General features: G+C 62.1%; 23 protein-coding genes. 10 read left to right on the forward strand and 13 right to left on the reverse strand.

The features are described from left to right. Positions 1 to 149 precede the first annotated feature (149 nt). Positions 150 to 941 (forward strand): hypothetical protein, encoded by a 792-nt coding sequence (locus L2Y96_RS12830; protein WP_247326272.1) that lies wholly within the window; start codon positions 150 to 152, stop codon positions 939 to 941. Here L2Y96_RS12830 and L2Y96_RS12835 read toward each other — a convergent pair. From L2Y96_RS12835 to L2Y96_RS12855, 5 genes are all read right to left on the reverse strand, one after another. Continuing rightward, complete coding sequence (locus tag L2Y96_RS12835; protein WP_247326274.1) at positions 905 to 1,258, reverse strand: ankyrin repeat domain-containing protein; 354 nt, start codon at positions 1,256 to 1,258, stop codon at positions 905 to 907. The genes L2Y96_RS12830 and L2Y96_RS12835 overlap by 37 nt on opposite strands. Continuing rightward, a complete protein-coding gene (locus tag L2Y96_RS12840; protein WP_247326276.1) occupies positions 1,227 to 2,018 on the reverse strand; it encodes a hypothetical protein in 792 nt (263 codons plus the stop codon). Before L2Y96_RS12840 ends, L2Y96_RS12835 begins: the two co-directional genes overlap by 32 nt. Positions 2,019 to 2,109: 91 nt before the next feature. Further along, entirely contained in the window at positions 2,110 to 3,102 is a 993-nt protein-coding gene (locus L2Y96_RS12845; protein ID WP_247326278.1) for a hypothetical protein, read from the reverse strand. 76 nt (positions 3,103 to 3,178) lie between these two features. After that, a complete protein-coding gene (locus tag L2Y96_RS12850; RefSeq protein WP_247326289.1) occupies positions 3,179 to 4,252 on the reverse strand; it encodes an ankyrin repeat domain-containing protein in 1,074 nt (357 codons plus the stop codon). A 1,333-nt stretch (positions 4,253 to 5,585) separates the two neighbouring features. Continuing rightward, positions 5,586 to 6,026, reverse strand: coding sequence for a hypothetical protein (locus L2Y96_RS12855; RefSeq protein WP_247326294.1), 441 nt, complete (start codon positions 6,024 to 6,026; stop codon positions 5,586 to 5,588). Positions 6,027 to 6,230: 204 nt separating this feature from the next. On the opposite strand from L2Y96_RS12855, the gene L2Y96_RS12860 reads away from it, so the two are divergent. The 3 genes from L2Y96_RS12860 to L2Y96_RS12870 all read left to right on the forward strand — a co-directional run bounded on the left by L2Y96_RS12860 (position 6,231) and on the right by L2Y96_RS12870 (position 7,526). Continuing rightward, entirely contained in the window at positions 6,231 to 6,392 is a 162-nt protein-coding gene (locus L2Y96_RS12860) for a hypothetical protein (RefSeq protein WP_247326297.1), read from the forward strand. Positions 6,393 to 6,792: 400 nt separating this feature from the next. Beyond that, positions 6,793 to 7,281 (forward strand): hypothetical protein, encoded by a 489-nt coding sequence (locus tag L2Y96_RS12865; RefSeq protein ID WP_247326298.1) that lies wholly within the window; start codon positions 6,793 to 6,795, stop codon positions 7,279 to 7,281. Positions 7,282 to 7,346: 65 nt separating this feature from the next. After that, the gene (locus tag L2Y96_RS12870) at positions 7,347 to 7,526 is read left to right on the forward strand and encodes a hypothetical protein (RefSeq protein ID WP_247326309.1); all 180 of its coding nucleotides are present in this window, start codon (positions 7,347 to 7,349) and stop codon (positions 7,524 to 7,526) included. A 27-nt stretch (positions 7,527 to 7,553) separates the two neighbouring features. Here the strand turns inward: L2Y96_RS12870 and L2Y96_RS12875 are convergent, their stop codons facing one another. Beyond that, positions 7,554 to 7,958 carry a hypothetical protein gene (locus L2Y96_RS12875; RefSeq protein ID WP_247326311.1) on the reverse strand — a complete coding sequence of 135 codons (405 nt, stop codon included), beginning with the start codon at positions 7,956 to 7,958 and terminating at the stop codon, positions 7,554 to 7,556. A 338-nt stretch (positions 7,959 to 8,296) separates the two neighbouring features. On the opposite strand from L2Y96_RS12875, the gene L2Y96_RS12880 reads away from it, so the two are divergent. Continuing rightward, positions 8,297 to 9,946: a site-specific integrase gene (locus L2Y96_RS12880; RefSeq protein ID WP_247326313.1), complete on the forward strand. Its 1,650-nt coding sequence runs from the start codon at positions 8,297 to 8,299 to the stop codon at positions 9,944 to 9,946. 80 nt (positions 9,947 to 10,026) lie between these two features. On the opposite strand, the gene L2Y96_RS12885 is transcribed toward L2Y96_RS12880, so the two are convergent. Then, a complete protein-coding gene (locus tag L2Y96_RS12885; RefSeq protein WP_247326316.1) occupies positions 10,027 to 10,581 on the reverse strand; it encodes a hypothetical protein in 555 nt (184 codons plus the stop codon). A 932-nt stretch (positions 10,582 to 11,513) separates the two neighbouring features. Here L2Y96_RS12885 and L2Y96_RS12890 point away from each other — a divergent pair. Both L2Y96_RS12890 and L2Y96_RS12895 read left to right on the forward strand, forming a co-directional pair. Next, the gene (locus L2Y96_RS12890; RefSeq protein WP_247326319.1) at positions 11,514 to 12,218 is read left to right on the forward strand and encodes a hypothetical protein; all 705 of its coding nucleotides are present in this window, start codon (positions 11,514 to 11,516) and stop codon (positions 12,216 to 12,218) included. Between the two features lie 8 nt (positions 12,219 to 12,226). Next, complete coding sequence (locus L2Y96_RS12895) at positions 12,227 to 13,171, forward strand: hypothetical protein (RefSeq protein ID WP_247326323.1); 945 nt, start codon at positions 12,227 to 12,229, stop codon at positions 13,169 to 13,171. Here the strand turns inward: L2Y96_RS12895 and L2Y96_RS12900 are convergent. Next, positions 13,168 to 15,267 (reverse strand): ATP-binding protein, encoded by a 2,100-nt coding sequence (locus L2Y96_RS12900; RefSeq protein ID WP_247326325.1) that lies wholly within the window; start codon positions 15,265 to 15,267, stop codon positions 13,168 to 13,170. The two genes, L2Y96_RS12895 and L2Y96_RS12900, sit on opposite strands and share 4 nt — an antisense overlap. Before the next feature lie 76 nt (positions 15,268 to 15,343). Continuing rightward, positions 15,344 to 15,610 carry a helix-turn-helix domain-containing protein gene (locus tag L2Y96_RS12905; RefSeq protein WP_247326327.1) on the reverse strand — a complete coding sequence of 89 codons (267 nt, stop codon included), beginning with the start codon at positions 15,608 to 15,610 and terminating at the stop codon, positions 15,344 to 15,346. Between the two features lie 110 nt (positions 15,611 to 15,720). Between L2Y96_RS12905 and L2Y96_RS12910 the strand changes: the two genes are divergently transcribed. From L2Y96_RS12910 to L2Y96_RS12920, 3 genes are all read left to right on the forward strand, one after another. Further along, complete coding sequence (locus L2Y96_RS12910; RefSeq protein WP_247326330.1) at positions 15,721 to 16,425, forward strand: hypothetical protein; 705 nt, start codon at positions 15,721 to 15,723, stop codon at positions 16,423 to 16,425. 85 nt (positions 16,426 to 16,510) lie between these two features. Then, complete coding sequence (locus L2Y96_RS12915) at positions 16,511 to 17,284, forward strand: hypothetical protein (RefSeq protein ID WP_247326333.1); 774 nt, start codon at positions 16,511 to 16,513, stop codon at positions 17,282 to 17,284. 63 nt (positions 17,285 to 17,347) lie between these two features. Further along, a complete protein-coding gene (locus L2Y96_RS12920; protein ID WP_247326336.1) occupies positions 17,348 to 17,620 on the forward strand; it encodes a hypothetical protein in 273 nt (90 codons plus the stop codon). 123 nt (positions 17,621 to 17,743) lie between these two features. Here the strand turns inward: L2Y96_RS12920 and L2Y96_RS12925 are convergent, their stop codons facing one another. Genes L2Y96_RS12925 through L2Y96_RS12940 form a run of 4 tightly spaced genes read right to left on the reverse strand, consistent with a single transcriptional unit; the run spans position 17,744 to position 24,727 of the window. After that, positions 17,744 to 17,938, reverse strand: coding sequence for a hypothetical protein (locus L2Y96_RS12925; RefSeq protein WP_247326338.1), 195 nt, complete (start codon positions 17,936 to 17,938; stop codon positions 17,744 to 17,746). After that, positions 17,931 to 18,341, reverse strand: a complete 411-nt coding sequence (locus L2Y96_RS12930; protein ID WP_247326341.1) for an SMI1/KNR4 family protein — start codon at positions 18,339 to 18,341, stop codon at positions 17,931 to 17,933. Before L2Y96_RS12930 ends, L2Y96_RS12925 begins: the two co-directional genes overlap by 8 nt. Positions 18,342 to 18,348: 7 nt before the next feature. Continuing rightward, entirely contained in the window at positions 18,349 to 19,332 is a 984-nt protein-coding gene (locus tag L2Y96_RS12935; RefSeq protein ID WP_247326347.1) for an RHS repeat-associated core domain-containing protein, read from the reverse strand. Then, the gene (locus L2Y96_RS12940; protein WP_247326350.1) at positions 19,319 to 24,727 is read right to left on the reverse strand and encodes a hypothetical protein; all 5,409 of its coding nucleotides are present in this window, start codon (positions 24,725 to 24,727) and stop codon (positions 19,319 to 19,321) included. Before L2Y96_RS12940 ends, L2Y96_RS12935 begins: the two co-directional genes overlap by 14 nt. Positions 24,728 to 24,750 lie beyond the last annotated feature (23 nt).

Consider the following 24,750-nt stretch of genomic DNA (forward strand, 5'->3'; position numbering starts at 1 on the left):
ATGGATGAGCCGCCTTCCTCGGGCCCCGACCCGACCGCTATCCTTCCGGCCTCAGGAACCACAAGGACCAGGCCGTGACGGACCCCTCGACCCCGCACACCGGACGGCGCAGACGCCCGCTCCACCGCGCCCTTCGCAGTCACGATGAGATGGTCGGCATCCTCGGGAAGGCATTCCAGACACTGCCTGTCATCGGCGGCAGCCTCATTGGCGCGTCCGCGATTGCCACCGTCGTCGGCGCCTATCAGATGCAGGGTTTCCTCGAGGCCATCGGGTCAATGTGGGCGATGGACTATGTGCCGTATACGACCATGCTGCAGACGGGGGCGCTTGGTATCAGCATGACCGTGAGCGCCCTGGCCCTGTGCCTGACCGTGACCCTCCAGATGCCCCATCGGCGCGTTGTCCGCAGCAGCGTCTTCTGGCCCCTGCTCGCCACAGTGCTCACCGCACTCATCGTCCGCAGCCTCAGCCCCGGATGGGCCGCTGACATGACACGCGTCCTCGACGTTGTGCTCCTCGCCGGCGTCTCCCTGCTCATCGCGATGGTGGCCACCTTGCTCATTGCAACCCGCCCCCGCGATCTGCGGAGTCGGCGCATCGTGGTTCCCCTTGCCATCAGCCTCGTGCTCTGCGTCATCACGCTCTTTCCCTGGCAGCAAGGCACGCTCGATGCTCAGCGACTGCTGCGGGGCGAGCCGGGCGGCCTCCATCCCCTGGTCTGCATCCCGGGCGATCCGCTCGCATGGCACATGGTCCGGCCGTTGGGCACGTCCGTGCTCATTGCGCGCATCGGGGGCGGCACGATCATCGCCTCGCGCATGGTCGCGGCCGACGTCATCGAGGTGCTCGGCCCCCTGGTGAAAGACACCCGGTGCCCGGCATTGCCGACGTCCACTGACCGTCAGGTTGCGGCGTTGCCGAGGGTCGCCAACAGATGACGCATCGGGCCGGGCAGCTCGGACCACATCCATTGTTCCCAGCCCGAGGTGTCCGACACGGGGACAAGGAGGCGCACACAGGCCGCCCGCCGATGCGTTGCCGCCCGCCAGAGCGGCTCGGCGTTTCTTGCATTGGCGTTGCTGACCGGCAGCAAGAGACGAACACAGCCTGTCTTCCCTCTGTGGGCTGCGTGCACGAGGGCAGCCGAGTGGTGGGCATCGGGAACAACCTCCGGATGATTGATGAGCGCAGCCACCACCGCGTCGTTGCCGTCCCAGGCGGCGTCACAGAGTTGTCGTTGCAGGGTCGGATTCATGTCGGCGTCCTTGCCGTGAAAAAATCAGATCTACCATCCCCTTCGATGCTGTCAAGGTCGATGCGTGCTCCTTCGCCTCCATCGACAGCCCACCCGAAGCAGTCGGAAGCACAGGGCTGTCACTGCACGGACAATCGAGCCTGCACAGGCTCTCTTCGCCCGCGACGAACTCGATGGCAGTGGGCAGGTGGCCGTGGACGAAGCAAGAGGCAAGGATGCAGACAATGGATGGGTAGCCGTCATCCGTTGGCGTGCATTTCACGACAACCTCAAGCGCCCGGAGGTCAACGTCGCCCCGCTGGACGATGGCCGCAAGCAAGCCGAGCGTGAGACGGCCGAAGCGACCTTCGTTGAAACGGAGTTCACCGTAGAACCCGTGCGGGATGAGGGAGAGCGCTCGTTTGACGACCCTGCCCTCCTCGGCAAGCTCGCTGGGATCAAGCGCACAGTCCGTCCAGTGGACGGCCAGAAACGCACCGAGCACGTCCGCACCGAAGGGCATGCTGCGGACAAGGCCGAGCAGTTCGAAGATCGCGACAGGAAACTCGGGCGCCGTTTGGTGATGATGGTGGATCTGGCTTTCCCAGACGGTCGTGACGTCCGCCAGGGTACCAAGGGGCAGGCCCTGCGCGGCCGCTTCGCACAGGGTCGGCAAAGCCCCGCCCAGCACCTGGCCCAACCGGGCGGGCAAGCGCTGGGACGACGGCATGTTGGGGACATGGACACGGCCGAGGGCCGTGTGGAACCGGGTATGCATCATGGCTGGACTCCAGTGGGTGCGGAGATTCCAGCTTGGCCGGGACGCACCCATCGGCGCACGGGTTTGATCCCACCGACGTAGCGGGCCCTGCCTAGAGGGGCTTGAGGATGGTCTTTCCGGCGGCCGGCGGCAGGCGTTCTTCAAGCAACAGCTGTTCAGTTCCCGCCGCGCCCACCCCAATGTCGCCTTCTGCAACCGCGTGCGCGACCCGGAGAGCCTGGCGAACAGGGCCTTCCCACGCTTCACGGGCCACCAGGTCCCGCCAGGGACGCGACAGGGCGTCCAGCGGACTCAGAGGGATGCACTGTGCACCTTCTGCGCAAAGTTCGATGAATGCCTCAGCGTCGACATGCGCCTGACCGAAGGCATGAAGCACGGCGCCCTGTTTGTCGACCATGAACAAAATGCGCTCGGCGACGGGCCCGGGGTATGCCGATGCCTTGACCTTTCGGGTGTGGTCCTCGAGCAAGCGATCGCGGCGCTCCTCGGCACGGTCGACTTGGCGTTTCAGTTTTTTTGGCAGCACGTCCCGTACAAACAGCCAGCGAAAACCTGCATTCAGGAGTGCCGCTTCCTCCGGCAATGGGTCGACCAGCAAGGCACCCAGGCGCGTCCGCCAGGGAACGGGCGGCGCACCTTCATAGGCGGCCTTCAGACCGAGTGCCAGGGTCCGTGTCGCAATGCCGAGCCAGGCGGCTGCGACGAGCTCGGTGACCCGGGCATCATCGGGCACGCGCAGGAACAGCGCCCGAAATGACGCGTGGGAATGGAGCAGCGATGCTTTCTGCTCAGGGGACAATGCGTCTTTTCCCGAGGCCGATGCATAGGCATCCCACACGCTGTTGCGCTCGTCTTGCGTGGGTACCCCGTCGCCCTCGGGCAATTCGAGCAGCTGGCTGATGGTGCGCTTTGCGCCACCCCACTGCGATGCACGTCCCGCACCCATGTCAGCCCCCTTTGCGTTGCGGCCATCATAGCCGCCGCATGCCATGGCGTCCGGGGTAAACCATCGGACGCGACAAAGAGATCCCAGCAACTCGCCAATCGTCTGCGTCCGACTGTTCCACATCGATTCGCGTGCCATCCGTGTCTCCTTTCGTGATGGGTGGATGGTAGCAAGGACTACCGCCACGCTCCGGCGGCCGGTCCCGCAGCGCGGATCAAAGGCGCTTTTGCGCCATGGCGCCCATGACATCGCCACCAAGGCATTTCTCGAAAACCCATTTCTCCATGACAGCCCGCGTCACCGGTGTGGCGACATCCAACGGGGCCTCGCCCTTGTCGTTGGTGACGTCGAGCGGCAGGCCGAGGCGAAGCAGCCATTCGACCATCCGCGTGGATTTGGCGATGTGGAGGAGTGTGTTGCCATGGGCATCGTGAGGACCAAGGAAGTCGACCGACTGCACGAATGCAGGAACGGCGCGCGGCTCACCCTCAGGGCCATCGGCCCCATCGTCGCCCCCCTCTTCCCCGTCAACGACGACGGCAAGACCGAGGAAGGTCAGGTCACGGAAGGAATACAGCGTCGCACCGCGCTGGATGTCGTAGTCATGCCCAAGTTGAACCGCCAGAGCGCCGAGCTCGACAAGCCGCTTGATGCGGATGTCATCCCGCGCATAGACCGCATCGGAGAGCATGCGGGCGACACTGAACCGGGCGATGAGGGGATGGGTATCCCGGAACGTCGGGAACATTCTGGCCGCGTCCGGATTGAAGAACCCCAGGGCTTCGAGTTCTGCTGACAGCCACTCCGGCGCAAGGGTTTGGAGTTCATCATCGGAAATGAGCGGCTCGTCATCGACCAGCACGACGCTGCCAGTCTCTTCCATGGCTGCAATCGCTTCGGCGGCACCGGGCGCGGATGGTGCGCCCTGGTCATGAAGATACGCGGCGACCGGCCCTTGCCAGGCAAACGACATCAACGTGCGACCCCTGGAGTCGACTTGTTTGATGTCGCCACCGTGAGCCAGCAACAACGGTGTCAGCAGCAACTGGTGACGGTCCGAGTCGATGAGCACCGCGAGCGACAGGGCCGTCAGATCGGTCCACGCCTGCCAGTCGCCCGCTTCGAAGTCACCGCACTCATTGTGCAAATCTGCACCCGTCACGATCTGGCCGACAATGTCCCGCAGGCTGACATCCGGGTCGTCCATGAGTTGCACGAGCCGCTCGGTCACCTCGTCGGGCTGACGGGTGTTGGTGGTGTGCAAAAAAGTGTCTGGCATGATCGTCATGGCAATCCGTCCTTGGGGGCGGGATCTCCAGCCTGGCGTCGTTTGCAGTTTCGTCAAGGGGCGATGCGAACATTTGCCACTTTTTGCAGTCGTCCGGGTGGGCAGCGTTACGTGTGACGCTTGTCGGCCGTCACAAAAGACGCCACGATTTTCGCGACGTCGTCTGGCCCCAGCTTCAGCTCTTCGTTTTCACGAATCCTCTCTCCGTTGCGGAAGTGGTAGACACACGTAAGCCCCACAGCCATACCACTCTCCCGAAACTGAAAGCGGCGATTTTACTGTGGGGCGTCGAACTCATATGCGTCGCGGGCGTTTCAGGCAACGCTTTTCCGGCAACGTCGCGATAAGGTGCAATCGCTCACGCGCTGCCCGGAAATCACCGACCAACTGACTCAGCGATACGCTACCAGGCGAAGGCAGACCACCCACTCGCTCCAGTGAGCGTATCCAATGGTGGGAGCGGCGCTGTTCGAGTCTTGGCACCATTCCAGGCGACCCCGCGCTCGGTGGATCACAGAACTCCTGCATGACCAACCGTTCCGCATGCGCCCGCGATGCGAGGTATTGACGCGCTTCCTTTCGCAGGCGCCTCATCAGCTCCCGAAGCGACCAGCAGAGGATCTCCTCGCCCCCAGGCATCACAAGCGCCCAACGGCACCTCGGTTGGATTTGGGGGCAGTCGATCGCACTCATCGACCAGCCTGCGGCAGAAACGGCTCGGAATACGTCAGATCTTCGCATGACACACGGCCGCAGGCGCGATTGCAGGACGATGGGGTGAATTCAACTCGCTTGACCGGGATCACCAACCTAACCAGGAATCGGAGTTCGTCAAGGACTGCGCGCACGGCATTCGGTCGCGCGACACCGAGCGTCACCCGCCGTGTGTTCGTGAAGACCCGAAGCGTTTGGGTTTGTTCCGCACCAACACCGGGAACACCCAACCCTTTGCAGCGAAAACATTTTTAGTGAAGACGGGTTTTGCCCCCAGTCAAGCCAGTAAAGCTTGTTAACGCGCGAACCAACCACTGAGGAACCGCCATGGATATCACCGAAAAGCCAACCGTCCCGCCCGTCCCCCGCCCCGAAAATCCGGGTGGGCAAAGTGCCGCAGCAACCCCGCCTCCGACAGGGACCGCACACCCATCAGCCCCCGTCCCAGATGCTGGCGAGCCGCTGGCCCCGAATGGAGAGGAACATCCCATCCTCGCCGCATTCGTTGGCGGCATCGCATGCACGGCCCTGCTGATCCTCGCCAGCGCCGTATGCCACGCCCTGGGCAGGACGCTGTAGTGCAGCCGCCGGCCAAACGCAGCCTGCGGTGCCGGCCAGCCTATCCGGTGGCGCCGTGGACCAGACGGGCCCACCCGAAGCCGAGAGGCAGGCAAAACACTGTGACGGCGGCGACGTGCAGCACATCCGAGCGATTCGCCATGCCCGCGATTTCGAGCGCTCCGCCCGACACGAGGGCGTATGTGCCGGCGGCATACAGCACGCGGGAAATCTCGTCGGCAATGGCGCGCGCGAGTGGCCTCGTTCGGCGAAACGGCCGGAACGCGCAAAAGAGAAGAAGGCTCACGGCGATAACGAACCCGATGGCATTCACATCAAGCACAGCTTCGAGAAAGCTGGAAAACCAGTCCGGAAACTCGGTCGACAGCGTCACCCACCCCGCTGCCCATGCGCCCCATACCCCGGCCGCAAGGGTAAGCCAGAACACAAGATTGGCTGCGATGCGGATGAATTCGGATTTGACGGGAAACGGCTTCGCCACGGGTCGCCCGGAACGTGTTCATCAAGGTGCGAACAGCATTCCATCTGCATCAGCTGTCGTCTGTCGGCGCAGGCCTACACAAAATCGGACTTTCCTTTCGTTTCACCGAATCCTATCCCGCGCCGGCGGAGCCTCCGGAGCGAACGCCGCGCCCCACTCCTTCGCTGTCACACCCATACCCACCCCACCCATGAGGACGACACCATGAATCACCCTGACGCCATTGCCCCGCAAAGAACCATCCAGGACTCCGATGCAGTCCATCCCGCCCGCACCATTTTCGTCGCGCTGTGGGCCGGGACGGTCTTTGGTTGTGTCGTCATCGGCGCATTGTGTCTCGCCCGGGCCCTGGGGTGGCTGCCATGACCGGGCCCACCCTCCCTCGATGGCAGAGACGTGTTTCATGCCCCTTGTGGACGGCAAAGGCGCATCCGAATCCCGACACGAGGCACACCGGGGTGACAATGGCGACGTTGTGCATGTCCCTCGACCCGGCAAGACCTGTGGCAAGCAGGAACATGCCTGCCGCAAACGTGTACGACCCAATGACGTACAGCAACCTCGAGGCTTCCTCACCGATGGCGCGGGCCAATGGTCGCGTGGAAGATCGGATGCGAAAGATGACAAACAGCAGGGCCGTCGTGCCGAAGGCAAACACGAAGGGCCAGATCTCGAGAATCCCGCCAAGAAAATCAGCGAGCCACCGGGGGATGACGGTCGCAGGGGTCAACCACCAAGTCAGTAATACTTACACAGGGACAAACCAATGCTCGACGATACGACCACCAACGCCACCGGCACACCGACCCGGACCGACGACGCCCCGGCACGGCGAAGGCGTCCCGACCGGCGCAAGTTGGTCGACATCCCCGTGTCCACGCCGGACGAGGTGCGGCACGTCATCACGCATCTCCCCATTCTCAAACGCACGATCTTCGAGCTCTCCGAGCTCGACCCCACGCTGTTGAGGAAGGGGGAGCGCGACCGGCTGCGCCTTCTCATCCACCGCATTGTCGGCCATGTGGAGACCGGTGCCGTGGGGGACGCCATCAACGGGTTGTATCTCCTGCGCCGGCGCGGCCTGCCGCTGGCCGCTGTCGACAACCCCACGCGCCCCAGGCAGTCGCGGGACGCAGCACGCACCGTCCTTGCCACCTTGCGCCGGCAATGGAGCCGCCATTGCAGCAATGCGATGGACGAGGCGTTGTGGCTGGAGACAACCCTGGATTTTCTTGAGTCAGCGACACGCCCGTGACCCGGGCTCATGCAGCACACCAAGCGAACCTTTATTACAGCTTCGAACCCGAGGACATCACCCCAATGAAAGAGCACACCATGACGACCCAACCCACGCACACACCCAACGACACCATCCAGTCATCCACGGCTCGCGGCGCGAGAACGGCGCATCCTCTGCTGGCCGCCCTCATTGGCGGCGTGGAGTTCGGCCTCATCCTCGTTTCGACGATTGCCATCTTTGAGCATTTTGGCTGGTTTTAGCCTTTGTCATTCTTTGTGGGACCACCGTCAGGTAAAACGGTGCGCAGCCCAAGCCGCAAGCAGCCCAAACCCGATGCAGCATGGGGCGACAACAAGCGCGTTTGCCACATCCCCTCTGTGGCTCAGCCCCGCCAGAACGATGAAGATGACAGCCACTGAGACATAGGTTGCGGCCACATACAGCACGCGCGACACCTCCTCTGCAACAACGCGTGCCAACGGCCGCGTGCGCCAATTGAGCCTCAGCAGACAGAACAAGGCGCCACTGACGAGGATCACAAACGCGATGGCAGGCACGTCAAGAATGCCTTCAAGCAAGCTCGACAGCCACTCCGGAACGCTCGTCGATACAGATATTCGCCCGCTCTTCCAAAGTGCAATGACAATCAGGGCTGGCAAGAGCCAAAACAAAAAATTGGCAAGAATGCGCATACCCTCCTTGCCCCAATCAAATCCCTTCGACATCACCTGCCCTCGAATTTTCGTTCCCGGCAGGATTCCACACGAGGTAGCGCGGTGTCAGTCAGTCATCACCTACACCAATTCGGCATGGCCCACCCTGGTCCCTGTCAGGTCCACGGTACCAGCACTGAACAGGAGGAGCATTTTGAATCCCTATCTTCTTTCTGCGAAAAAGCAAGAAAATAATCGGACTTGACGGGTTGACAAAAACCAAAACCCCGTTTGGATGAAGGCAAGCCTGCGAACTGCACGGCTTACGTTCGATGAGCTGCTCATCGGCCCTGCTCTTTTTCTACCGAGGAAATCCAATGTCCAACATCTCCCGCTCCAACCCATCCCGTGCCCGCCGTCTTGCGCCCCGCACGCCGTCCCGCTCACTCCCTCCCGTCCCACCCTCCGCCGAAGCCTCCGACCTCATCCGCAGCATTGATGCCGCCCCTGCCCCTGCGCCCCGCATCCGGCATGTCGGCGAAACCGAGGACGGTCACCGCGTCATGACCCGGACGGCCAGACCCATCCACCAGGTCCGTGCCACGTTGAAGCGCAAGGCGATTGAGGACGCCATCATGACGATGTCCGATGATGAGCTTGCAAGCGTGCAAGTCGAGCCAGAGCCTGTGTTCGAACCCTCCCCGTCCGCGCGGCATGTCATGGCCATCAGTGACGTGCGAAAGAAGACCCCGCGTCCTGCCGTGCCCGTTGACCTCACGCCCCGCCCCACGGTCGATGAAATCACCCGCAGCAAGCGCGGTCTTCCCGCCAACCCCACTTGGCAGCATCCGGCATTGATGCAGCAGGGTGTTTCGCACACCGGCACCTTCGTCATCCAGTCGGATGTCACCCTGACCGACCGGTATCCGGTGTACGTCGATTACCTGCGCCAGAAGCACACGTCGCGCTCTTGCACCATTGGCGGCCTCTGGACGCTGCGCATCCTCACGGAACTTGTCGGTGACAAGCGTCTGTGCGAGCTCGGGCCTGGGGACGTCGACGTGTTTTTGCACGCCATCAGTGTCTGGCCCCCGCATGCGAGCAAGCGGCGCGACTATCGTTTGATGAAGGCCCCTGCGGTGGTCGCCAAGGCGAAGCGTCTGAAAGACCCCCCGATCGATGTGGGCACGCAGCAGCGCCACATCGATTTGCTGCGGACATTTTTCCGCTGGCTGGAAAACCGCCACGAAGTGGTGCCAGGACTTCTGAAAGGGGTGCGTCTGTTTTCATCGACCGACGACCGGGGTCAGCGGCGCAAGCCCTTTGACCCGCATGAACTCGAACTCCTCTTCCACCCCAAGCACGACAAGACGTTTACCAAGCCCCACCAGTACTGGGCGCGGTTTCTCGGCTACTACCAGGGATTGCGTGTCAACGAGTTATCCCAAATCTACGTCGATGACATCTCCCTCATCGATGGTTTGTGGTGCATTGATGTCACCCGTGACCGGCCGGGGCAGCGACTGAAAAACAGCCAGTCGCGTCGCACGCTTCCCATCCATCCCGTCCTGGTGGAAAACGGCTTTCTCGACTTTGTACAGCAAGCAAGGCGCTGGGGCCGGGTCACCCTCTTCCCCGGTCTGGTGTGGGGTGCAAATGGGCCGGGGGATACAACATCCGACTGGTTCAACCGGAGTTTTCTCAGACGGACGTGCGGCATCAAAGCAAAAGACAAGGTCTTCCATTCGTTCCGCCACAACTTCGCCACCCATGGTGAGCGCTCCGGTTTGTCTGATGCGCGCATCGCCATCATGCTTGGGCACAGTGCGGGGGATTCAATTCTCCGGAAGCACTACCTGATGAAGCTCAACCTCCTGGACATGCAGCAGTCGATGGGCAAAATGCAGTTCATGCCACTCCAACATCTGCCCTATGAGCCGGCACAGTATGAGCAGGCGTTCGAGCAGGCGGCAGAGGATGAGGCGCGGTTTGAGCGCATTGAGCAGGTGTATGGCCGGGCGGCGTGAGGCGACCGGAGCTGAGAATGAGACGGGCTGCCATTGGCAGCCCGTCTTTCGTTGATGTCAGCGATTCCCTGAACCAGGTCCTACATGGTTCCGACGCCGAAATTGTCAAACAGGTTTCCGGCGGCCTGCGGTAGCCGCTTGAGATAGTAGTCGCGCCATGAAAGGTCAGGCTTGCCTGCGAGTGTGTTGATCACATCGAGCGCAAGGACGCCAGGCTGCTTGAGAGCATCGACATCGAATCCAACACGCTCATCCCCCATGAACATCACCGACGGGCCCGGATAGACCTCTTCCTGCGGGGTAATGTCAACGAGCTTGCCGGTATGGTCCTCAAGCACCGCATGATGTTGGGCGAGGATCACTTCGCGCCGACTTCCGTTCTCCTCGACCTCGGACGGCCAAAACGCCCAGCCGTAAATCACCTGACCCTTTCCCGCGCCGACGGCCGCGAGCACATTGAACCAGCAGCGGCCTGGCTCGCACCACCGCAGCGGCTCGCTCGACACCATGCCTAGAGGATGGACCTTCTGGACAGATTTTGGAAATTGTCTCTGGGCATTCAGGCTCGGGTGGGCAAGGATGTATTGAGCGAGCATGTCGACGAGCGATGCGGCGGGCAATGCAAGAGTCCCCATGACAACTTCCCTTTAGTCGAACCATGTATATAGCTCGCTGCCACAGACTTGGCAATGGCCTGACTAAAGACGCCGAAGAGGCTTGTTTGCGACGGTCTGTGCTGGCGCAATCGAGTCGGCCAGTGACGATGAGAGCGCCTCCGCCACGAGTTGTTCCAAACCCTTCTCCCGGGCGCCATCGCGGCAGTAGTGCAGTCTGAATAAAGTTCGCGCGCGTCGTCTCCAATGGGTTCCCGGTATACCCTGCTCGCTCCGCCAGCGTTCTGCCCGTCGGCACAGTGTGGCGGCGAACCTGGTCCCCTGCACCCCGTTGAGGGCACCGAGCAAGTCGGCCACCGCGTCGGGTGCGCCCTGTCTACAAATGGTCAGCGCGACGCGCTGCCTGTCCGATCTTTGGAAAAGTATGCACGCCTCCCGCTTCCACCACGCGTCCACATGATCGAATGACGGAAACATGAGAGGCGCGCTCCATTCTGGCCAGATGCGGAGTGACTCACCGGGAGACAGAATCCATGTCAATGAGTCCAAGCCGGCGGACAGCGTCAATCCCAAGCGCAGGAAGTACATGGCATAGACCGCTTCGGAGATTCCGTTGGCCTTGGTTTTTGCCGGAAATGTACTCATGACAGCCCGGCGCGACAACACCGACTGCGCTTTGCTGCAAGTATCCGCGCCGGATATCTCGTCGGTCTGCGGGGAATACCTGACGCCGTGTGTCGTGCGCGATGACGGGGCCGATGAGGCGGACGTACCGGCACCTGACCGGGGCACTGGGGGCGGCAATGAAGGGAGGAGGATCGGGCTGCTTTGGCTCACGGTCGGTCCGGCGCGGGATCACCAACGTACCCAGGAACGGAGGCCTGTCAAGGGTACTCCCGCCCGTATCACGCACGGGCCGGTTAGCATGGTCTCTCGCCCACCAGAGCTCTCCGATGAACCATCTCCAAGTCCTCTTCCCGCGCCCGTGGCAAATCCGTCGTCCCGTGGTGACCCGCTACATGGAGACGGCGTATGTCGACGCGTTCTTCCGGGACGGGTCGCTGCGATTGTCGTCCTTCCGGCGCTTTCGCCAATATGCCGACGAGGTCAGGGGGGACGGGTTGGAGGGGCGGGCGAGCCAGACATGGACCCATCCGGACGGCGGCCACAGTGCCATCGTGACAATCAACGGCGGGCGTTGCTTTGTCCTGTGCGGCGCATCAAGCGAGGGCCCCGCGATTGCAGAGGCTTTTGGCACGGACGACGGTTTCCGCATCCTCGACACGGTCGCCTTTGCCGATGTCGTCTCGCGCCATATCCCCGGGTTCATCCAGGGGGTCGAGGGCCTTTGCATGTACCGCGACGACGTCGGGCTCATCAAGGCGATGCCGCAGATGTTTACCGAGGCGGACGAGGCGGACCCGACTGCAGCCTTCGAGCGGTTCGACAAAGCGATTCAGACCGAATCGGTTGACTCGTTCTTCCTCAAGCGCCTCCGGTATGCAACCCAGTGTGAGTACCGCCTCATCTGGATGGCGCTTGGCGACGAAGTCGACTGCATCGAAATCAAGTGTCCCGAGGCCATCCCGTTCACCGAGCGCCTGACCAAACCTGGAACGTTGCCTCCGGGCGTCCCCCATCCCCCATCGCACGCATGAGACGCAGCATGGAACCCATCTACAACCTCTTTCTGTACTTCGTCGGGGACACCTGCGCTGAGGTCGGGTACGTGGTCCATACGTTCGAGGGAACCGACGAGGAAGCGGGCAAGCTCCTTCACGCCTGCCTCGAAGAGGACCTGGTCAGTGCGACCCGGCTCCGCCTCAAGCAATCGTTCACCCACGAGCGCCTCATTGCCGGCCACCGGATGGGCAACGGGCATCACCTCTTCGACGAGGTGTTCGAGCTTACCGGCGCCGGACCACAGCCCATGATGCTGGTCACTGAGGTTGAACACGGCCGTCCACGGGTCAACTACCAGAGCGGAACCGGTCCACTCGACATGAAGGATGTCGATGAAAAGCTCGGTGCGTTTGGCGTCATGGATGACTGGCTGGCGAAGTACACCACCAACCACGGCATTGACCTTCCCCAACTCATCCACGACGACTACTTCCTTGCCATCAAGGCGACGTTCAATGCCCGGCTCTACGTCTCGTCCATGAAACTCCTGCTGTCGTGCATTGACTCGCTGTCTTACATCGAGTTCGGGGATGTCCAGGGCAACTTTTCGCGTTGGCTCGACGGCTACGCAGACCTCACCAAGCTAGGAATCACGTCCGAAGAGCTGTGGGAGATGCGAAATGGCATTGTCCACATGACCAATGTGCACTCACGACGCGTGCGGCGCGGGACCGTGCGTCGTATCAGCTTCGGGGTCAACGCCCCGGAGGCTGGTCTATGGTCTGCACCGGACGGTATCTTCTTTTTCAATTTCCACGGGCTCATCAAGGTCGTCGGCGATGCCATTGTCCGCTGGCTGAGCGCGCACGCCGGTGACGTCGAATGGTTCGCCACCTTCATCAGCCGGTACGACGAAACGGTCTCCGACAGCCGGGTGGCCGTCAGCGGGGTGCTGCGGCCAACCACTCCTGCCGACAGTTGCCCCTAACGGGGCTCCGGCTGCGCAGCCTTCTTCCTGCCGCCCGTCCCACGGCCAACCGCCGCCGTCGGCAGGATCATCCCGGCGTCGCCTTGCAGCGCACGCGTGGCTTGCGGCGCCAGTGCAGCGAGGAGGTCGTCCTTTGAGCGTTGCTCGAGGCTTTCGCGTTTTAGCCGCAACCGTCCCAGCAGGTCGCGGTGGGTTATCTCGAACCCGTCGAGCACGGTCTCCCAGTTGAGCACATAGAGGTTGATGCGATCGTCCGACTGGATAAGCCCGGGACGTCCCTCCTTCGACCGCTCCCGAAGCCGGGCACGAATATCCGAATCGTCCTTCGATATCCGCCGACCAATGAGAATGAGGTCGACTCGGGCATGTTCGCTGTTGAAGGCATCGTGGTTGGCGATAAGACGGCGATAGTCCTCGAGCTGACGGAGATGGCGATAATTGAGCGCAATGGAAGGACGTTTGATCTCGACAATGACCCACCGGAAGAACTGGACACCGAGGGAGTCGACCTCTTCCAGTCGCCGCACGAGGAACAGGTCCGGTTGTTGCAGCGATACGTCCAGGGAAACATCCTCGATGTCGCCCTGCTCAATGTCGTCTGCCGAGCGCGCCTGCAGGCGGAGCTGATGGGCAATCTCGGTAAAGGTGGTCTCCTCTGCACCGAGTGTGGCGAACTGGGGACCGAACAACCAGGTGTTTTGCTCGATGACACGCTGCAGGTCCGGCGTCTCCCGCAAGGTGCGGTAATGCGTCCGCATAAGCTCACGGAGGTAGGCGACGGCCTCTGCCCGCTCCTGCAGGAGGCTGATGGTCTGGATGATGTTGTCGAGTGTCGTCCGCTGGAGTTGGGCGGCGAGGCGTGCCACGGCAGGCGGGTCGAGCTCGAGGACCGAGTGGAGCACGTCAAACAACGCATCGTTCTCGCCGGCAACAGACAGCCGGTCGACCAGGCGGATGAAGAGAAGACGCTGCTTGCGGTTGTTGGAGATAACCCCTGGCTCGGCAAGCATCATGGCGCGAAGCACGCCCCGGAGATTTTCCCTGCGCCATGCCGCATCCACCGGTGTCAGGCGGCTGAAATCCGGAAACGCGCCCTCGTCCTCGAATTCGACAAGGCGTTGCTCGACATGTGCGCGCTGGAAGTCGTTGTAGACATCCCTGAGGATGGCCACGATGTCGTCCTCGACACCCCGCCACGTCTTCGATGCTGCCGTGGGCGCATCGGGACGAAGCAGGTCCTGCTCGGGTGCAAATCCGTTCGCCCAGGCCGACCGTGCAATGACGCTGGTGAAAAATCCGGGTTTGTTGTTGTGGGCATTGAGCCGGTGATAGACGGTCGTTCCCCGACCGTCCAGAAGGTAGAGCTGGGACTTCTCGGAGGCCGGCTTGTCGTGCCACCGGACGATGCTGAGGTCAAATTCGTGACCGTCGCGCTCAATCTTTCGCGAGACGATGTCGTGGGCGGGCGCACGGACAGGGCAGCCGTCGTAGATGAACCGGGCTTCGGGATTGACGGCGAGGAACCAGCCGAACTCCAGGCCAAGTGCAGCGAGCATCGCGTCTGTGTGGGGCAGTGACCGCGTGACTGGATTGAGGACCACCCTCGTGCCCTTGGCGGGAACCAGAGATGGCGCCTGGTCATCCTCATAGACGACGTACTCGTAGGTTTCGAGATCAGCACTGGTTACCGAGATGCTTGCAGCACGCCCCTTGAAGCGGGTGAACCAGATGGCGCGATGGGCAAGCCGGTCGAATGCCAGGCGTCCACGGCCGTGATGCCCGTGCATGGCGGCCATGCCGGTCTTCTCCGACTCATTGAAGCGGCCGAAGTTGTGTTTGATGCGGGTGAAGTCGATGCCGTCGCCATTGTCGGCAATCTCCACTGTCGAGAGCGTCTCGAGGTCGTTGAAGGTGAGCGTCACCTCAACCGCTTTGGCCCTGGCGTCAAAGCCGTTCCAGGCCAGCTCGATGACCGCACCGGCCGGCTCCATCCTGGAGAAATGCTTGCGGATCCCTTCCGCGCCGATGCGCGTCCTGCCTGTAATCGGTTTCAACGGCTCTCCCCCAACGCCATTCCCTGTGTGCGTGCTACCCATGGTACGACTCCTGCTGCAAGCATGGAATCGTGACAGGCGACCGGCTCAGATCCGGAGACAGCGCAAGGTGCCTTTCTTAAAGCCCGGCCTTTTGCAGGCGTCGCTCAAGCTCGACTGCAAAATCCACGATGCTTACGTCGCACGCCGCAAGCCACTTGCGGAGCTGGAGATAATCGAGGCGCACATCCCCGTTTTCGACATGGGACACGTACTGCTGGGACTTCTCCAGCGCTCTCGCCATGGCCACCTGGGTCACGCCTGCGCCCTTACGCGTGGCGACGAGCAGCTCCTGGAAAAACGGAAATTGTTCGGAGTGGACTGATTTGGACTCGCCTTTCGGCATCTGGACACTTCACATCTGGGTGAAGCGACGCTAAACGCCAAACACAAATACTCCATCTTGTTGTATTTTCGATCTACCATTCCTCCACCACGGAAAACAGGGGAACCGGATTGAAAACGCTCATCGCACTTCTCGCCCTCCTCGCCGCCACGCCGGCCGACGCCCAGGACATCCCGGCCCAGGGGTCGACCGCAGCCAAACCATCTTTCTGGGAGCGGGTGGGCGACACCGCCAAGAGTGCCGGGCACCGCATCGGGCAGGAAATCACCAACCCCGGCTCGGGCCGGGGCGACGCGTTCCGGCCGCTCACCCCAGGTGCCAGCCAGCTCGTGGGCATCTTCCCGGCCAGTCAGTCCGCCGAAGCCCAGCTCGGGCATCTTGCGTGGCCGCGCGTCGCCGTGACGTTTGAGGAGTACGGCACGAAACTCGATTGCTGGACCGCCCGGGCTCGTATCTGGACTGACTCGACCCGTCATCACGATGAGCGCTTCCAGATCTGTCGGAGCTCGCCGGTCAAGGTCACGAACGATTTGGGGCAAACCGGATACGCCATGCCCAACGATATGGAAGCGCGTCTCGCGCAGGGAGCCGAAACGCATCCGCCGGTGGCGTCGACCGGGACCGTTGCAACCGAAGGCCCGAGTCCGCCGATGGCGCTCTTCATCCGGTCGATTCCGGAGCCTTTGGTGTGGGCCCAGTGGCCGGTCATCGCCCGCCTTTTGCGCGTCACGGGCTTTGGCAGCGGCGTCAGTGGCGGTGGGTGGGATTACCGCATGTGGATTGCGGGATATGAGCCCAACGGCAACCGGGGCTGAGTCCATGTCCTTGCGTCCCCGCCCGCATGCATTGTCGCGCCCCATGCGCGTCACGTGCGAATACGCCACTGACTCCGGAGTTTCCATGTCGTCTCTTTTTTACATCTGCCTCGCGCTCACCGGCACCGCCGCCTTCATTGGTCTGCTCTACATTGGGCGTACGCTGTTCCGTGAAATCGACGCACGCCGCAGCCGCTTTTCCTTTGGCCGGCTGTCCCTCTTCATTGACGACGCGGCCAATGAACTTGTCATCACGCAGCAGGGGCAGTCTGGCGTGCGCCGGTTGAAGGTGGGCACTCTCGCCTGGACCAGGGCTGGGTACTCCGTCCGCATCACCTCCTTCAAGCTGCCGGAGGCCTTTGCAGATGGGAAGTTTGATCCGTACAGCCCGAGGACGGTGTCTGACTATGCTGATGTATGGGTGGGCGAAGGCAACGCCGGGCCCGTCACCCGTTGGCTCAACCACCGCGCGGCACGCCTCACGCCCGATATCAATGGCCATATCCGCGCGCTCAATGCGCAAAAGAAAGCCATCGCAGCAGCGGCCCGCCGACATTTGCCGGAAACGCCGGTCGTCGAGTGCGATACCGGGCGAACGATTGAGCAGTACGGCTACGTTGCATTCCTGCCCTCGGGTTTCGTGTATGGAATGGACGACGCCGAAGGCCTCCCCCAGCCCGTCATCCGCGTACATGCAGGGGACGTCCATCAGGGGGAGGGCCGGACAGTGAAGGTCGTGTTCCCCCGCGCGGGCTCGTCCAGAACGTTCAAGCTGGAGCCTACAGAGATGAAAGCGCTGCAGGCGCTCCAGGAGACGGGCAAGCTCAGGCTCGACACGCCGCTTCGCGTTCCCCACTGACCTGCCAAGGCCCCTCCCTTCCGGCTGATGGTCCCATCACGATGTGCGGCGTACGCTGTTGTCATGAGCCACGTTGATGAAGACCTTCTGCTGACCCGCGCCCGACTGGCCGTCGATGCCATGGCGGTCGGCACGGCGCTGCTGAACACAGACGTCGAGGAGGCCCGCTTTCGGACGCACCTGGTCCTCAAATATGCGCTTGAGGCGGGCTTCGAGGACGTCGCCCATGCAGCACGGGGCATGGCGTGGCTGATGAAGGATTCGCCGACGGTTGCAGTGCCCGGCATTGGCCGGGCGCTGCTCAGGCTGACCGACGCCATCGATGCCGGAGCTTGAGACACAGACATCGCGTTGCGCGTTGATGGTCGACAGACCGCCGACCCTGAGCGCACAGACGAGTGGCAGACGACACAAAGCACATACTTGAAAGACGCGCCCGGGGGCTCACCGGCAACGCAGTCATTCTGTTGATGACGCGCCCCGAAGGCTCTCAATGACTCCATTCCAGTAGCGTACCGCAGCAACATGCTCCTCGCGGGTGAGCCACACCCGATTCGCCGGGTCCTCAGCGTCGCCGCCCAGCATTATCGGCTTGATGAAAAAAAGTTCGCGGTCCTTGCGGAGCGGGTCCGTCTGCACGTACGGCTCACTCATACAAAGTATCCTCAGCGAGCCTCGAAAACAGTCCGGTCAAGTCATCTCCAAGGACAATCGCGTCGGCCCACCCAAGGCCGACAAACGGCACCATCACTACCTTCACGTCCGTCTGACGCAGATCGAACCCAAATCCCTCTCCTGCCCCGTTGGAGGCAAAGAGCAGGAGGCCTGGTGCATATCGTGATGACTCATAGTCTTCGTTCGAAGACGCGATTTCCTCGACTCTCCACAGATTGATAAAATTGGGCCCAATGAAGCCAGCCCCTCCGTTGGACGTCTCGATGAACCTCAGATAGTCGTCCGGTAGACGATTGGCCACAGCCCCAAGTGCCCGCTCCAATGACGGGCGATCGATCGCCGCGTTGGGCTCCCAGCTGGAAATCATCGAGTTCAGGGACATACACCGCCTAATTTGTTAAGTCGCGCTGGAGTTGGTTCCACCATGGGGTTACCTGACCTTCGTGTATGCTCCTCGGCAGCAATACCTTATTCTCAATGTCCGCAGGGCTTCCGCCAAACTTTACAGGCTTGATTTCGTGAAGTTGAAGGTCCTTCGAGGTAATTCCGTACAAGTTTCGAATCGACCGATTGGCATTGTTCGCTGCAGCCCTCGCCGTGCTGTATTCGGTGCCCGCCAGCAGCCTCATTGGGCCTGTCGGCTTGGCGACCCCCGCAGGATACCCGGTCCAGTCAACGACCGAGAACGATCCTTCTGCCACCGGCGCTGATGCCTCGGGAACCTCGCTTGCACCAACCGCAGCGGCTTCGGCGACCTCCGCGCCCTCACCAAACCTCAACGCTAGAGCCGTCAGCTTGAGGGCGCCCGACACTTCTTCACCTGCCGCCGGGTTCGCTCCCATGATAGGGACGACCACGTCGTCATTGACCTCGTCAAGCAGGTTCGCAAGCTTCCCAGGCGCTTCCGCAAGACCTTCCCCAGCCTGCGAGCAATGGTCCGCCCTGCTGACGCATGCGGCCTCGCGCCCGTTGGGATCGACATTTCCAACGGGATTGTTGGATGCATACGCGTACCGACCGAAAGCAAGCGAATTCCCTGGTGATACACCATCAGGATCTGCGCTGAGGAATCGACTGATGGCCGGGTCGTAATACCTCGCTTGCATGTAGACAAGCCCTGATTCCGGGTCATTCACATGCCCCGTATATCCCGGTCCGGAGGCTGCCTGACCTGCAGCTTGCGCGCCGTACGGTTTGTACTCAGAGGTGGTGAGCAGGTTGCCCGCCCCATCCGCTGTCGCCAGAGGTGTGCCCTGCTGATTTGTGTAGTAGTAAGTGACGGTCTCTGCTGCCAGCGCAGACCCATGAACCGCCCCGAACAGGCACAAAATCACGCCAAGGAAATGGGAACGCATCCGGTTACTTCCCGTCATTGGAGTTCTCCTCGGCGACCCGCCCAAACGCGCTGCCGTTCTGCAAAGAGATGGCAACGCCGTTGCTGTTTCCCGAACAACCGCTGGCGTTGCACGCCCGCACCCAGTACTGCGCCGTGGCCGTGACCACCTGGTACTGCATGTACGTGGTCGCATTCCCGGTCCACTGCAGGCCGGAAAGCTGCTGGGGATCAGGCGATAACGTCTCGATGACCTGGTAGGACGTCGCGCTTGTCGAGGCATTCCAGGCAAGATGCACCGTCCTCTTCGTTGCCGGTCCAGTGAGGGACCAGGTGAGGTCCGTTGGCGCCGCTGGGATAAGTGCCACCGTGACCGTTGCCGTTCCACTGAATGGCCCACATCCCCCGGCGTTGCATCCTTGCACCCGGTAGCCATACGTGCCGTTGCCCTTGCCGCAGATGCCCAGCGCACCAGAGCCATTGTTGGCAATGTTGGCAAAACCGCCGCCGTTGACCTGTTCTTGCATGGTGTAGGACGTGGCGCCCGCCACACCATTCCAGGTGACCGTGTAGCAGCCGTTGCTGCTCGTGCCGGGGACCGAGATACCGGGCGCCTGGGATGGCGGAATGGTGACCACGGACCCGGCAGACGGGCTGTTTGCACTGCAAAGCGTCCCGTTGGTGCTGTTGCAGGCCCGTACGCGGAACCAGTAGGTCCCTGTCGAACCCACCGACTGCGTGGTGGACGTCGCCGCGCCGTAGTAAACGTCCGAGAAGTTCACATTGTCCGTGCTCCTGCCGACGGCGTACGTCTGCCCGTAGGTCACCGCCGGCCAGCTGATGGCAATGGACCCGGAGCTCGGATTCTGCACATTGATGGAGGCTGGTGCGCCTGGCGTATGCTGGACGGTGACTGTGTTGCTCAATGTCCACGCGCTGCAGCCGTACTGGCTGCAGGCCTGCACCTGGAAGGCATAGGCCCCGTCTGCCACGGATGAGACGGACGTCGATGTTCCCGGCACGGCCGTCGATGACGACCACGCCCCGGATCCGATGCGCTGCTCGACGTTGTACGACGTGGCCGTGTCCACCGCAGGCCAGCTGACACTGACGGTCAGGAGATTGGCCGCTGGCGTCGCCGTGACGCTCGCCGGTGCCGCCGGCGCGGAAGGGGGTGCGCTGACCACGGTCGTCGCAATGGCACTCCACGTACCGCATCCGCCTGCGTTGCAGGCCCGGACCTGGTAGTGGAACGTGCCGGCCGACGGATGCGTCACTGATTTTGAGAGCGAAGCTGCGTTGGAAATGTCGGCCCAGGCGCCCCCATCGGGCTCTTCCTGCAGCTCGTAACTGCTCGCTGTCGGAACGCTGGTCCAGGAGACTGTGTAGGCAACGGCGCCCTGGGCCGATGACGGTGCCGTCAATGCAGGAGCCAAGGATGGGATCAGGACATTTTTTGTACTGGCCACGAGGTGCTTGCCGAGATAGATGTAATCCGTCCCCGTGTTGCCCACAGGGTCGTATTGCCAAAGCAACTGGCCACCGTGGTCGTAGAAGGAGTACGTCGTCGTACCGCTTCCCGTCGCCTTCACCCGTCGGTCCTCGGCGTCGTAGGCATAGCTCGACGAAATGCTCGTGACTGCCGACATCCGATCAGCGCCATCGTAGGTGTAGTGAGAGGTGCCATTGGTCGTGACGTTGCCATGCGGGTCGTAGGCAAAGGTGCGCGACACGGCTCCCGAAGTCCCCTGGAGCAGGTTGTTGACGTCGTAGGTGTAGGTCACGGTGCTCGGGCTGGCCGTACCCGTCGTTATCGAGGCGACGTTGTTTCTGGCATCGTACACATACGTTTCCTTTCCGCCCCACAAGTCCGAGTTCGCCTCGGAAAGCCGGTTGAGTCCGTCATACTTGAAACTGCGCTCATGGGTCGATCCGGCGGCGTCGTGAATTAGCGAGATATTGGCGTTGTTGTCGTACGAATAATCGAGCTCGAGCTGAGGTGTTGTGCCCACTGCGTAAGACAGCGACATGAGCAGCTTTCGGGCGTTTTCCCCTGAGAGATAGTCCACGCCGTTACCCAGAATCATGTGCTCGACGATATCGTCCGGCCAGTAGCTTGCGGTGCTGGCATACGCACCCGCCTGGGTGGGTCGACCGAAGGCGTCCGGTGCAAACGTCACGGCCTTTCCGTCCGGATAGGTCATGGCCGACAACGCGCCATTGACGTCATACCCATAGCCCACGGGCCACAAGTAGCCATCTACCGAGAGGCTCTCACCGGTCTGCAGGTCGCGCTTGTTGTAGGCAAACGCTGTGTGGACAAGCCCGGAATCCTCGGTGTTGAGCTTGCCGGTGGGCGTGTAGCTCACCCGCGTCGTGACCGGCGACGCGCCCGGGTAGTCGACCTCGGTGACGCGATTGAGGTTGTCGTAGCTGCGGCTCACCTGTGCGGCCACTGCAACCTGGTCCTGGCCACAGCCGTCTCCCGTGATTTGTTGACCCTTCGCGGTCCAGATGACGTTGTTTGCTCCGTCAAAAGCCGACACCGTGCTTTGCGTTTCGGGCTCAAATGTCCGGCAGACCCGCTTGAAGCTGTCGTAGACAAACTGTTTATCGATGCCACCCTGGCTGATGGTCAGCGGGTTGCCATAGATGTCGCGGGCGATGACCTGCGTGACCGTTTCCGGTGCCTGCACGAGGATGGGCCGGTCTTGTGACGGCGTGTCAAAGACCTGGTAGCTGGTCGTCGTGGAATTGCTGTTGGGGTCCGTGACCTGGATTCGCGCGCCCGACAGGTATGCCGTGACTGTGGTGAGTGCCACGCCCGTCTCGGATGGCTGGATGCGCTGGATGGGCCGGGACAACGGGTCGTAGTTCGTGGAGATTCCATCGGTCACCTCCGTGAATGCCTTGGCGCCATCATCGGCGTACGACTGGAATGTCACATTCCCCTTCCAGTCGTGCACAGTAACGGTCGTGGTCGCAAGGCCTCCGTCGCTGGCCCGGCTACGGCCAGCCAACATCGGCCGCAGGAGTGCGTCAAAATACGTCACATCCGTCCGGTCGCCCTGGTCGATCGTGCGGCGCCAGTGGTTGGCGGGCACGCCACGTTCGTCGACCCCGACGAAGGCATAGCTGAAGACGCGCGGCGCCCAGCCGACTGTATCGCCGGCCGGATAGGTGATTTGCGCGAGCCGGCCAACACTGTCGTAGGCGTACGAGGTCGCGTTGCCCGCCTGGTTGGTGACCGACGAGACCTCACTGAACTCGTCGACCCCAAATTGTTCCGTGGATGCATCGGGATACGTGACCAAGCCGGGGATACTGCGCACATAGTTCGTCAGCGTCGTTGTGTGCTGGTTGCCGTCGGTGTATGAAGCGAGTTGCCCTGCGCCGTTGTAACCGTACGTCATCAGCGTCTGGCCAAACCGTGCCCGGGTCAGCAACTCATCCTGGGCGGTGTAGGTGTTGACCGCCTCCGTCTCCGCCGGCAAGGGAAGATTTTTCACAACCTGAAGGGTCTGGCCGAGCACCCAGTAGGCAGGGTCGTTGAGATAACCGGTTGTCTCCGTGATGCCATCCGTCTGACCCGCGACGCTGCTGTAGCGCTGGACCTGGGCAGGATTGGCGAAGGCATCGAATGACTGGGCGGCCCAGGTGTAGGTGTCGCCGTCCTGGCCCGTGGTCTTCTTCGTCACCGGCACCAGACGTCCCGCCTGGTCGGGATTGATGGAATGCACCGGCGTGGCGCCGAGCATCTTGGGCCAGGGATATGGCCATGAACCGTCATCTGGCGGCAACGCATAGTCGGTTGTCTCCGTGCGCACAGCCGTCGATGTGTCGTTGCCGGTATAGAGCGTCGACTGCAGCAGCAGGCTCTCGGAGGCGTCAAAGCGGTTGCTGAACGTGTACCTTGTTGTCCGGTTCGACGGGTCAACCATCTCGGTCGTCACCGTTGTCGGGCACCCGGTTGTGCAGGTCGACCAGCTGTCGTTCGGCGAGGAATAGCTGTAGGTCCAAGCCAACGTTCCGATGCCAGCCCCCGACAGTTCACGACGCACAAGCGAGTTTTGCTTGTAGGCGGCCGGATAATTTGTCTGGAACGAGCCATTGACGTTCAGACATGCATACGGCACATACGAGCGCCCGCGAATCGTGCTCTGGAGGTAAAACGTGCCGGTGACGCCGGAAGGCTGGGTGATGGATCCTTGCGAGGCCACCGCGTCCTGAGGCCGGAGTGTGTAGTCGCACCCCGCATTCATGATGAGCGAGCCGTCCCCCGGCAGCGGTGCGAATCCTCCGAGGTTGAACGACCAGGCGGACCCGTCCGGCAGCTGGACGCTGCTCAGACGCGGAATGACCGGGTCGGTGGTGTAGTTGTAGGTCCAGGTGCGCGGGTGAGCGCTCCCGGGCTGGGCCGTGACCGAGCGCAGGCGATACCCCGGCGGGTCGTAAAAGTTGCCGGACGCGTCCTTGGCCGGGTTCTGCCAGGTGTCATACCCAAGGCTGACCGTGCGACCGTCCGGGCTGTCGATTTGCGTGAGGTTGCCGTTGACGTCGTAGTGGTAGTTGACCGTGTTGCCAAAGCGATCGACGATTCTGGAGACTTTCATCGTCACCAGCCGGCGATGTAGCGCGCCGCCGCCACCTTCTGCCACGTAATCGGTGCGCTGGTAGAACAGCGCATCCATGTAATACCGCATGCCCTCGGGAGAGACCGCCAGGAAACCTTCCCCAGGCTGGCCGTTGGACGTCGACGGCAGGCAGCCGATGGCCCAACGCGCCTTGGTCAGCCACGGGAAGACAATCGCATTTCCCGAGGTGTCGACCATGGCAGGGGTCTGGGTGTTGGCCGTATCGCGAGTCAGGACATCCTGACTGCCCTGGCCCGGCACGATGAGCTGGATACCATGCCACCAGTTCTCGGCCGGGTAGGTGATGACCGTGCCCTTGAACGACACAAACTCGCTTTGCGCGGGAAGCTGGCTTGAGCATCGCTGCGCGTCGGAGAGGAAGTACCACTGCGCATCCGGTGGCGGGTCGAGGTTGGCCGTGCTGCTGGCGGCCGACAGTGTCTCGATGCGGGGCGTCTCAAGCGACCAGTCAACGAGTGCGTTGTCGATGAAGTCGTAGTACACCGACTGGGGCGGCACGTCGGCCGGGCGGAACGAGCGGGAGATGACGATGTCAGGTCCTTGCCCAGGAAGCGTGACATCGTTTTCGTCAAACGACAGTGCGCCGTTGTAAAGACTGATGTTCTCGCCAAAGGGATGGTCTCCCACTGGCTGGATGTCCTCACTGACCTTGACGCGCTTTTGGTACTCGCTCTCCGGCGTGACTGCCGCCGATTGCGCGAGCGAGTGACCCGCCAGGCACATCCCAACTAGCACGCACGCCACCTTGGCCATGCACGACCGCACATTGACGTCCAACATCCCCGTCCCCCGACTGCTTCCGA

This window comes from Luteibacter aegosomaticola (assembly GCF_023078475.1).
Classification (GTDB): domain Bacteria; phylum Pseudomonadota; class Gammaproteobacteria; order Xanthomonadales; family Rhodanobacteraceae; genus Luteibacter; species Luteibacter aegosomaticola.

What these genes read in the sequence shown, in the direction of transcription:
- L2Y96_RS12870 (WP_247326309.1), top strand. Translation starts at nt 7,347, where the DNA reads ATGAAAGAGCACACCATGACGACCCAACCCACGCACACACCCAACGAC.
- L2Y96_RS12920 (WP_247326336.1), top strand. Translation starts at nt 17,348, where the DNA reads ATGAGCCACGTTGATGAAGACCTTCTGCTGACCCGCGCCCGACTGGCC.
- L2Y96_RS12830 (WP_247326272.1), top strand. Translation starts at nt 150, where the DNA reads ATGGTCGGCATCCTCGGGAAGGCATTCCAGACACTGCCTGTCATCGGC.
- L2Y96_RS12860 (WP_247326297.1), top strand. Translation starts at nt 6,231, where the DNA reads ATGAATCACCCTGACGCCATTGCCCCGCAAAGAACCATCCAGGACTCC.
- L2Y96_RS12930 (WP_247326341.1), bottom strand. Translation starts at nt 18,341, where the DNA reads ATGTCCCTGAACTCGATGATTTCCAGCTGGGAGCCCAACGCGGCGATC.
- L2Y96_RS12875 (WP_247326311.1), bottom strand. Translation starts at nt 7,958, where the DNA reads ATGCGCATTCTTGCCAATTTTTTGTTTTGGCTCTTGCCAGCCCTGATT.
- L2Y96_RS12850 (WP_247326289.1), bottom strand. Translation starts at nt 4,252, where the DNA reads ATGACGATCATGCCAGACACTTTTTTGCACACCACCAACACCCGTCAG.
- L2Y96_RS12940 (WP_247326350.1), bottom strand. Translation starts at nt 24,727, where the DNA reads ATGTTGGACGTCAATGTGCGGTCGTGCATGGCCAAGGTGGCGTGCGTG.
- L2Y96_RS12925 (WP_247326338.1), bottom strand. Translation starts at nt 17,938, where the DNA reads ATGAGTGAGCCGTACGTGCAGACGGACCCGCTCCGCAAGGACCGCGAA.
- L2Y96_RS12840 (WP_247326276.1), bottom strand. Translation starts at nt 2,018, where the DNA reads ATGATGCATACCCGGTTCCACACGGCCCTCGGCCGTGTCCATGTCCCC.
- L2Y96_RS12915 (WP_247326333.1), top strand. Translation starts at nt 16,511, where the DNA reads ATGTCGTCTCTTTTTTACATCTGCCTCGCGCTCACCGGCACCGCCGCC.
- L2Y96_RS12845 (WP_247326278.1), bottom strand. Translation starts at nt 3,102, where the DNA reads ATGGCACGCGAATCGATGTGGAACAGTCGGACGCAGACGATTGGCGAG.
- L2Y96_RS12880 (WP_247326313.1), top strand. Translation starts at nt 8,297, where the DNA reads ATGTCCAACATCTCCCGCTCCAACCCATCCCGTGCCCGCCGTCTTGCG.
- L2Y96_RS12865 (WP_247326298.1), top strand. Translation starts at nt 6,793, where the DNA reads ATGCTCGACGATACGACCACCAACGCCACCGGCACACCGACCCGGACC.
- L2Y96_RS12835 (WP_247326274.1), bottom strand. Translation starts at nt 1,258, where the DNA reads ATGAATCCGACCCTGCAACGACAACTCTGTGACGCCGCCTGGGACGGC.
- L2Y96_RS12895 (WP_247326323.1), top strand. Translation starts at nt 12,227, where the DNA reads ATGGAACCCATCTACAACCTCTTTCTGTACTTCGTCGGGGACACCTGC.
- L2Y96_RS12905 (WP_247326327.1), bottom strand. Translation starts at nt 15,610, where the DNA reads ATGCCGAAAGGCGAGTCCAAATCAGTCCACTCCGAACAATTTCCGTTT.
- L2Y96_RS12900 (WP_247326325.1), bottom strand. Translation starts at nt 15,267, where the DNA reads ATGGGTAGCACGCACACAGGGAATGGCGTTGGGGGAGAGCCGTTGAAA.
- L2Y96_RS12885 (WP_247326316.1), bottom strand. Translation starts at nt 10,581, where the DNA reads ATGGGGACTCTTGCATTGCCCGCCGCATCGCTCGTCGACATGCTCGCT.
- L2Y96_RS12890 (WP_247326319.1), top strand. Translation starts at nt 11,514, where the DNA reads ATGAACCATCTCCAAGTCCTCTTCCCGCGCCCGTGGCAAATCCGTCGT.
- L2Y96_RS12935 (WP_247326347.1), bottom strand. Translation starts at nt 19,332, where the DNA reads ATGACGGGAAGTAACCGGATGCGTTCCCATTTCCTTGGCGTGATTTTG.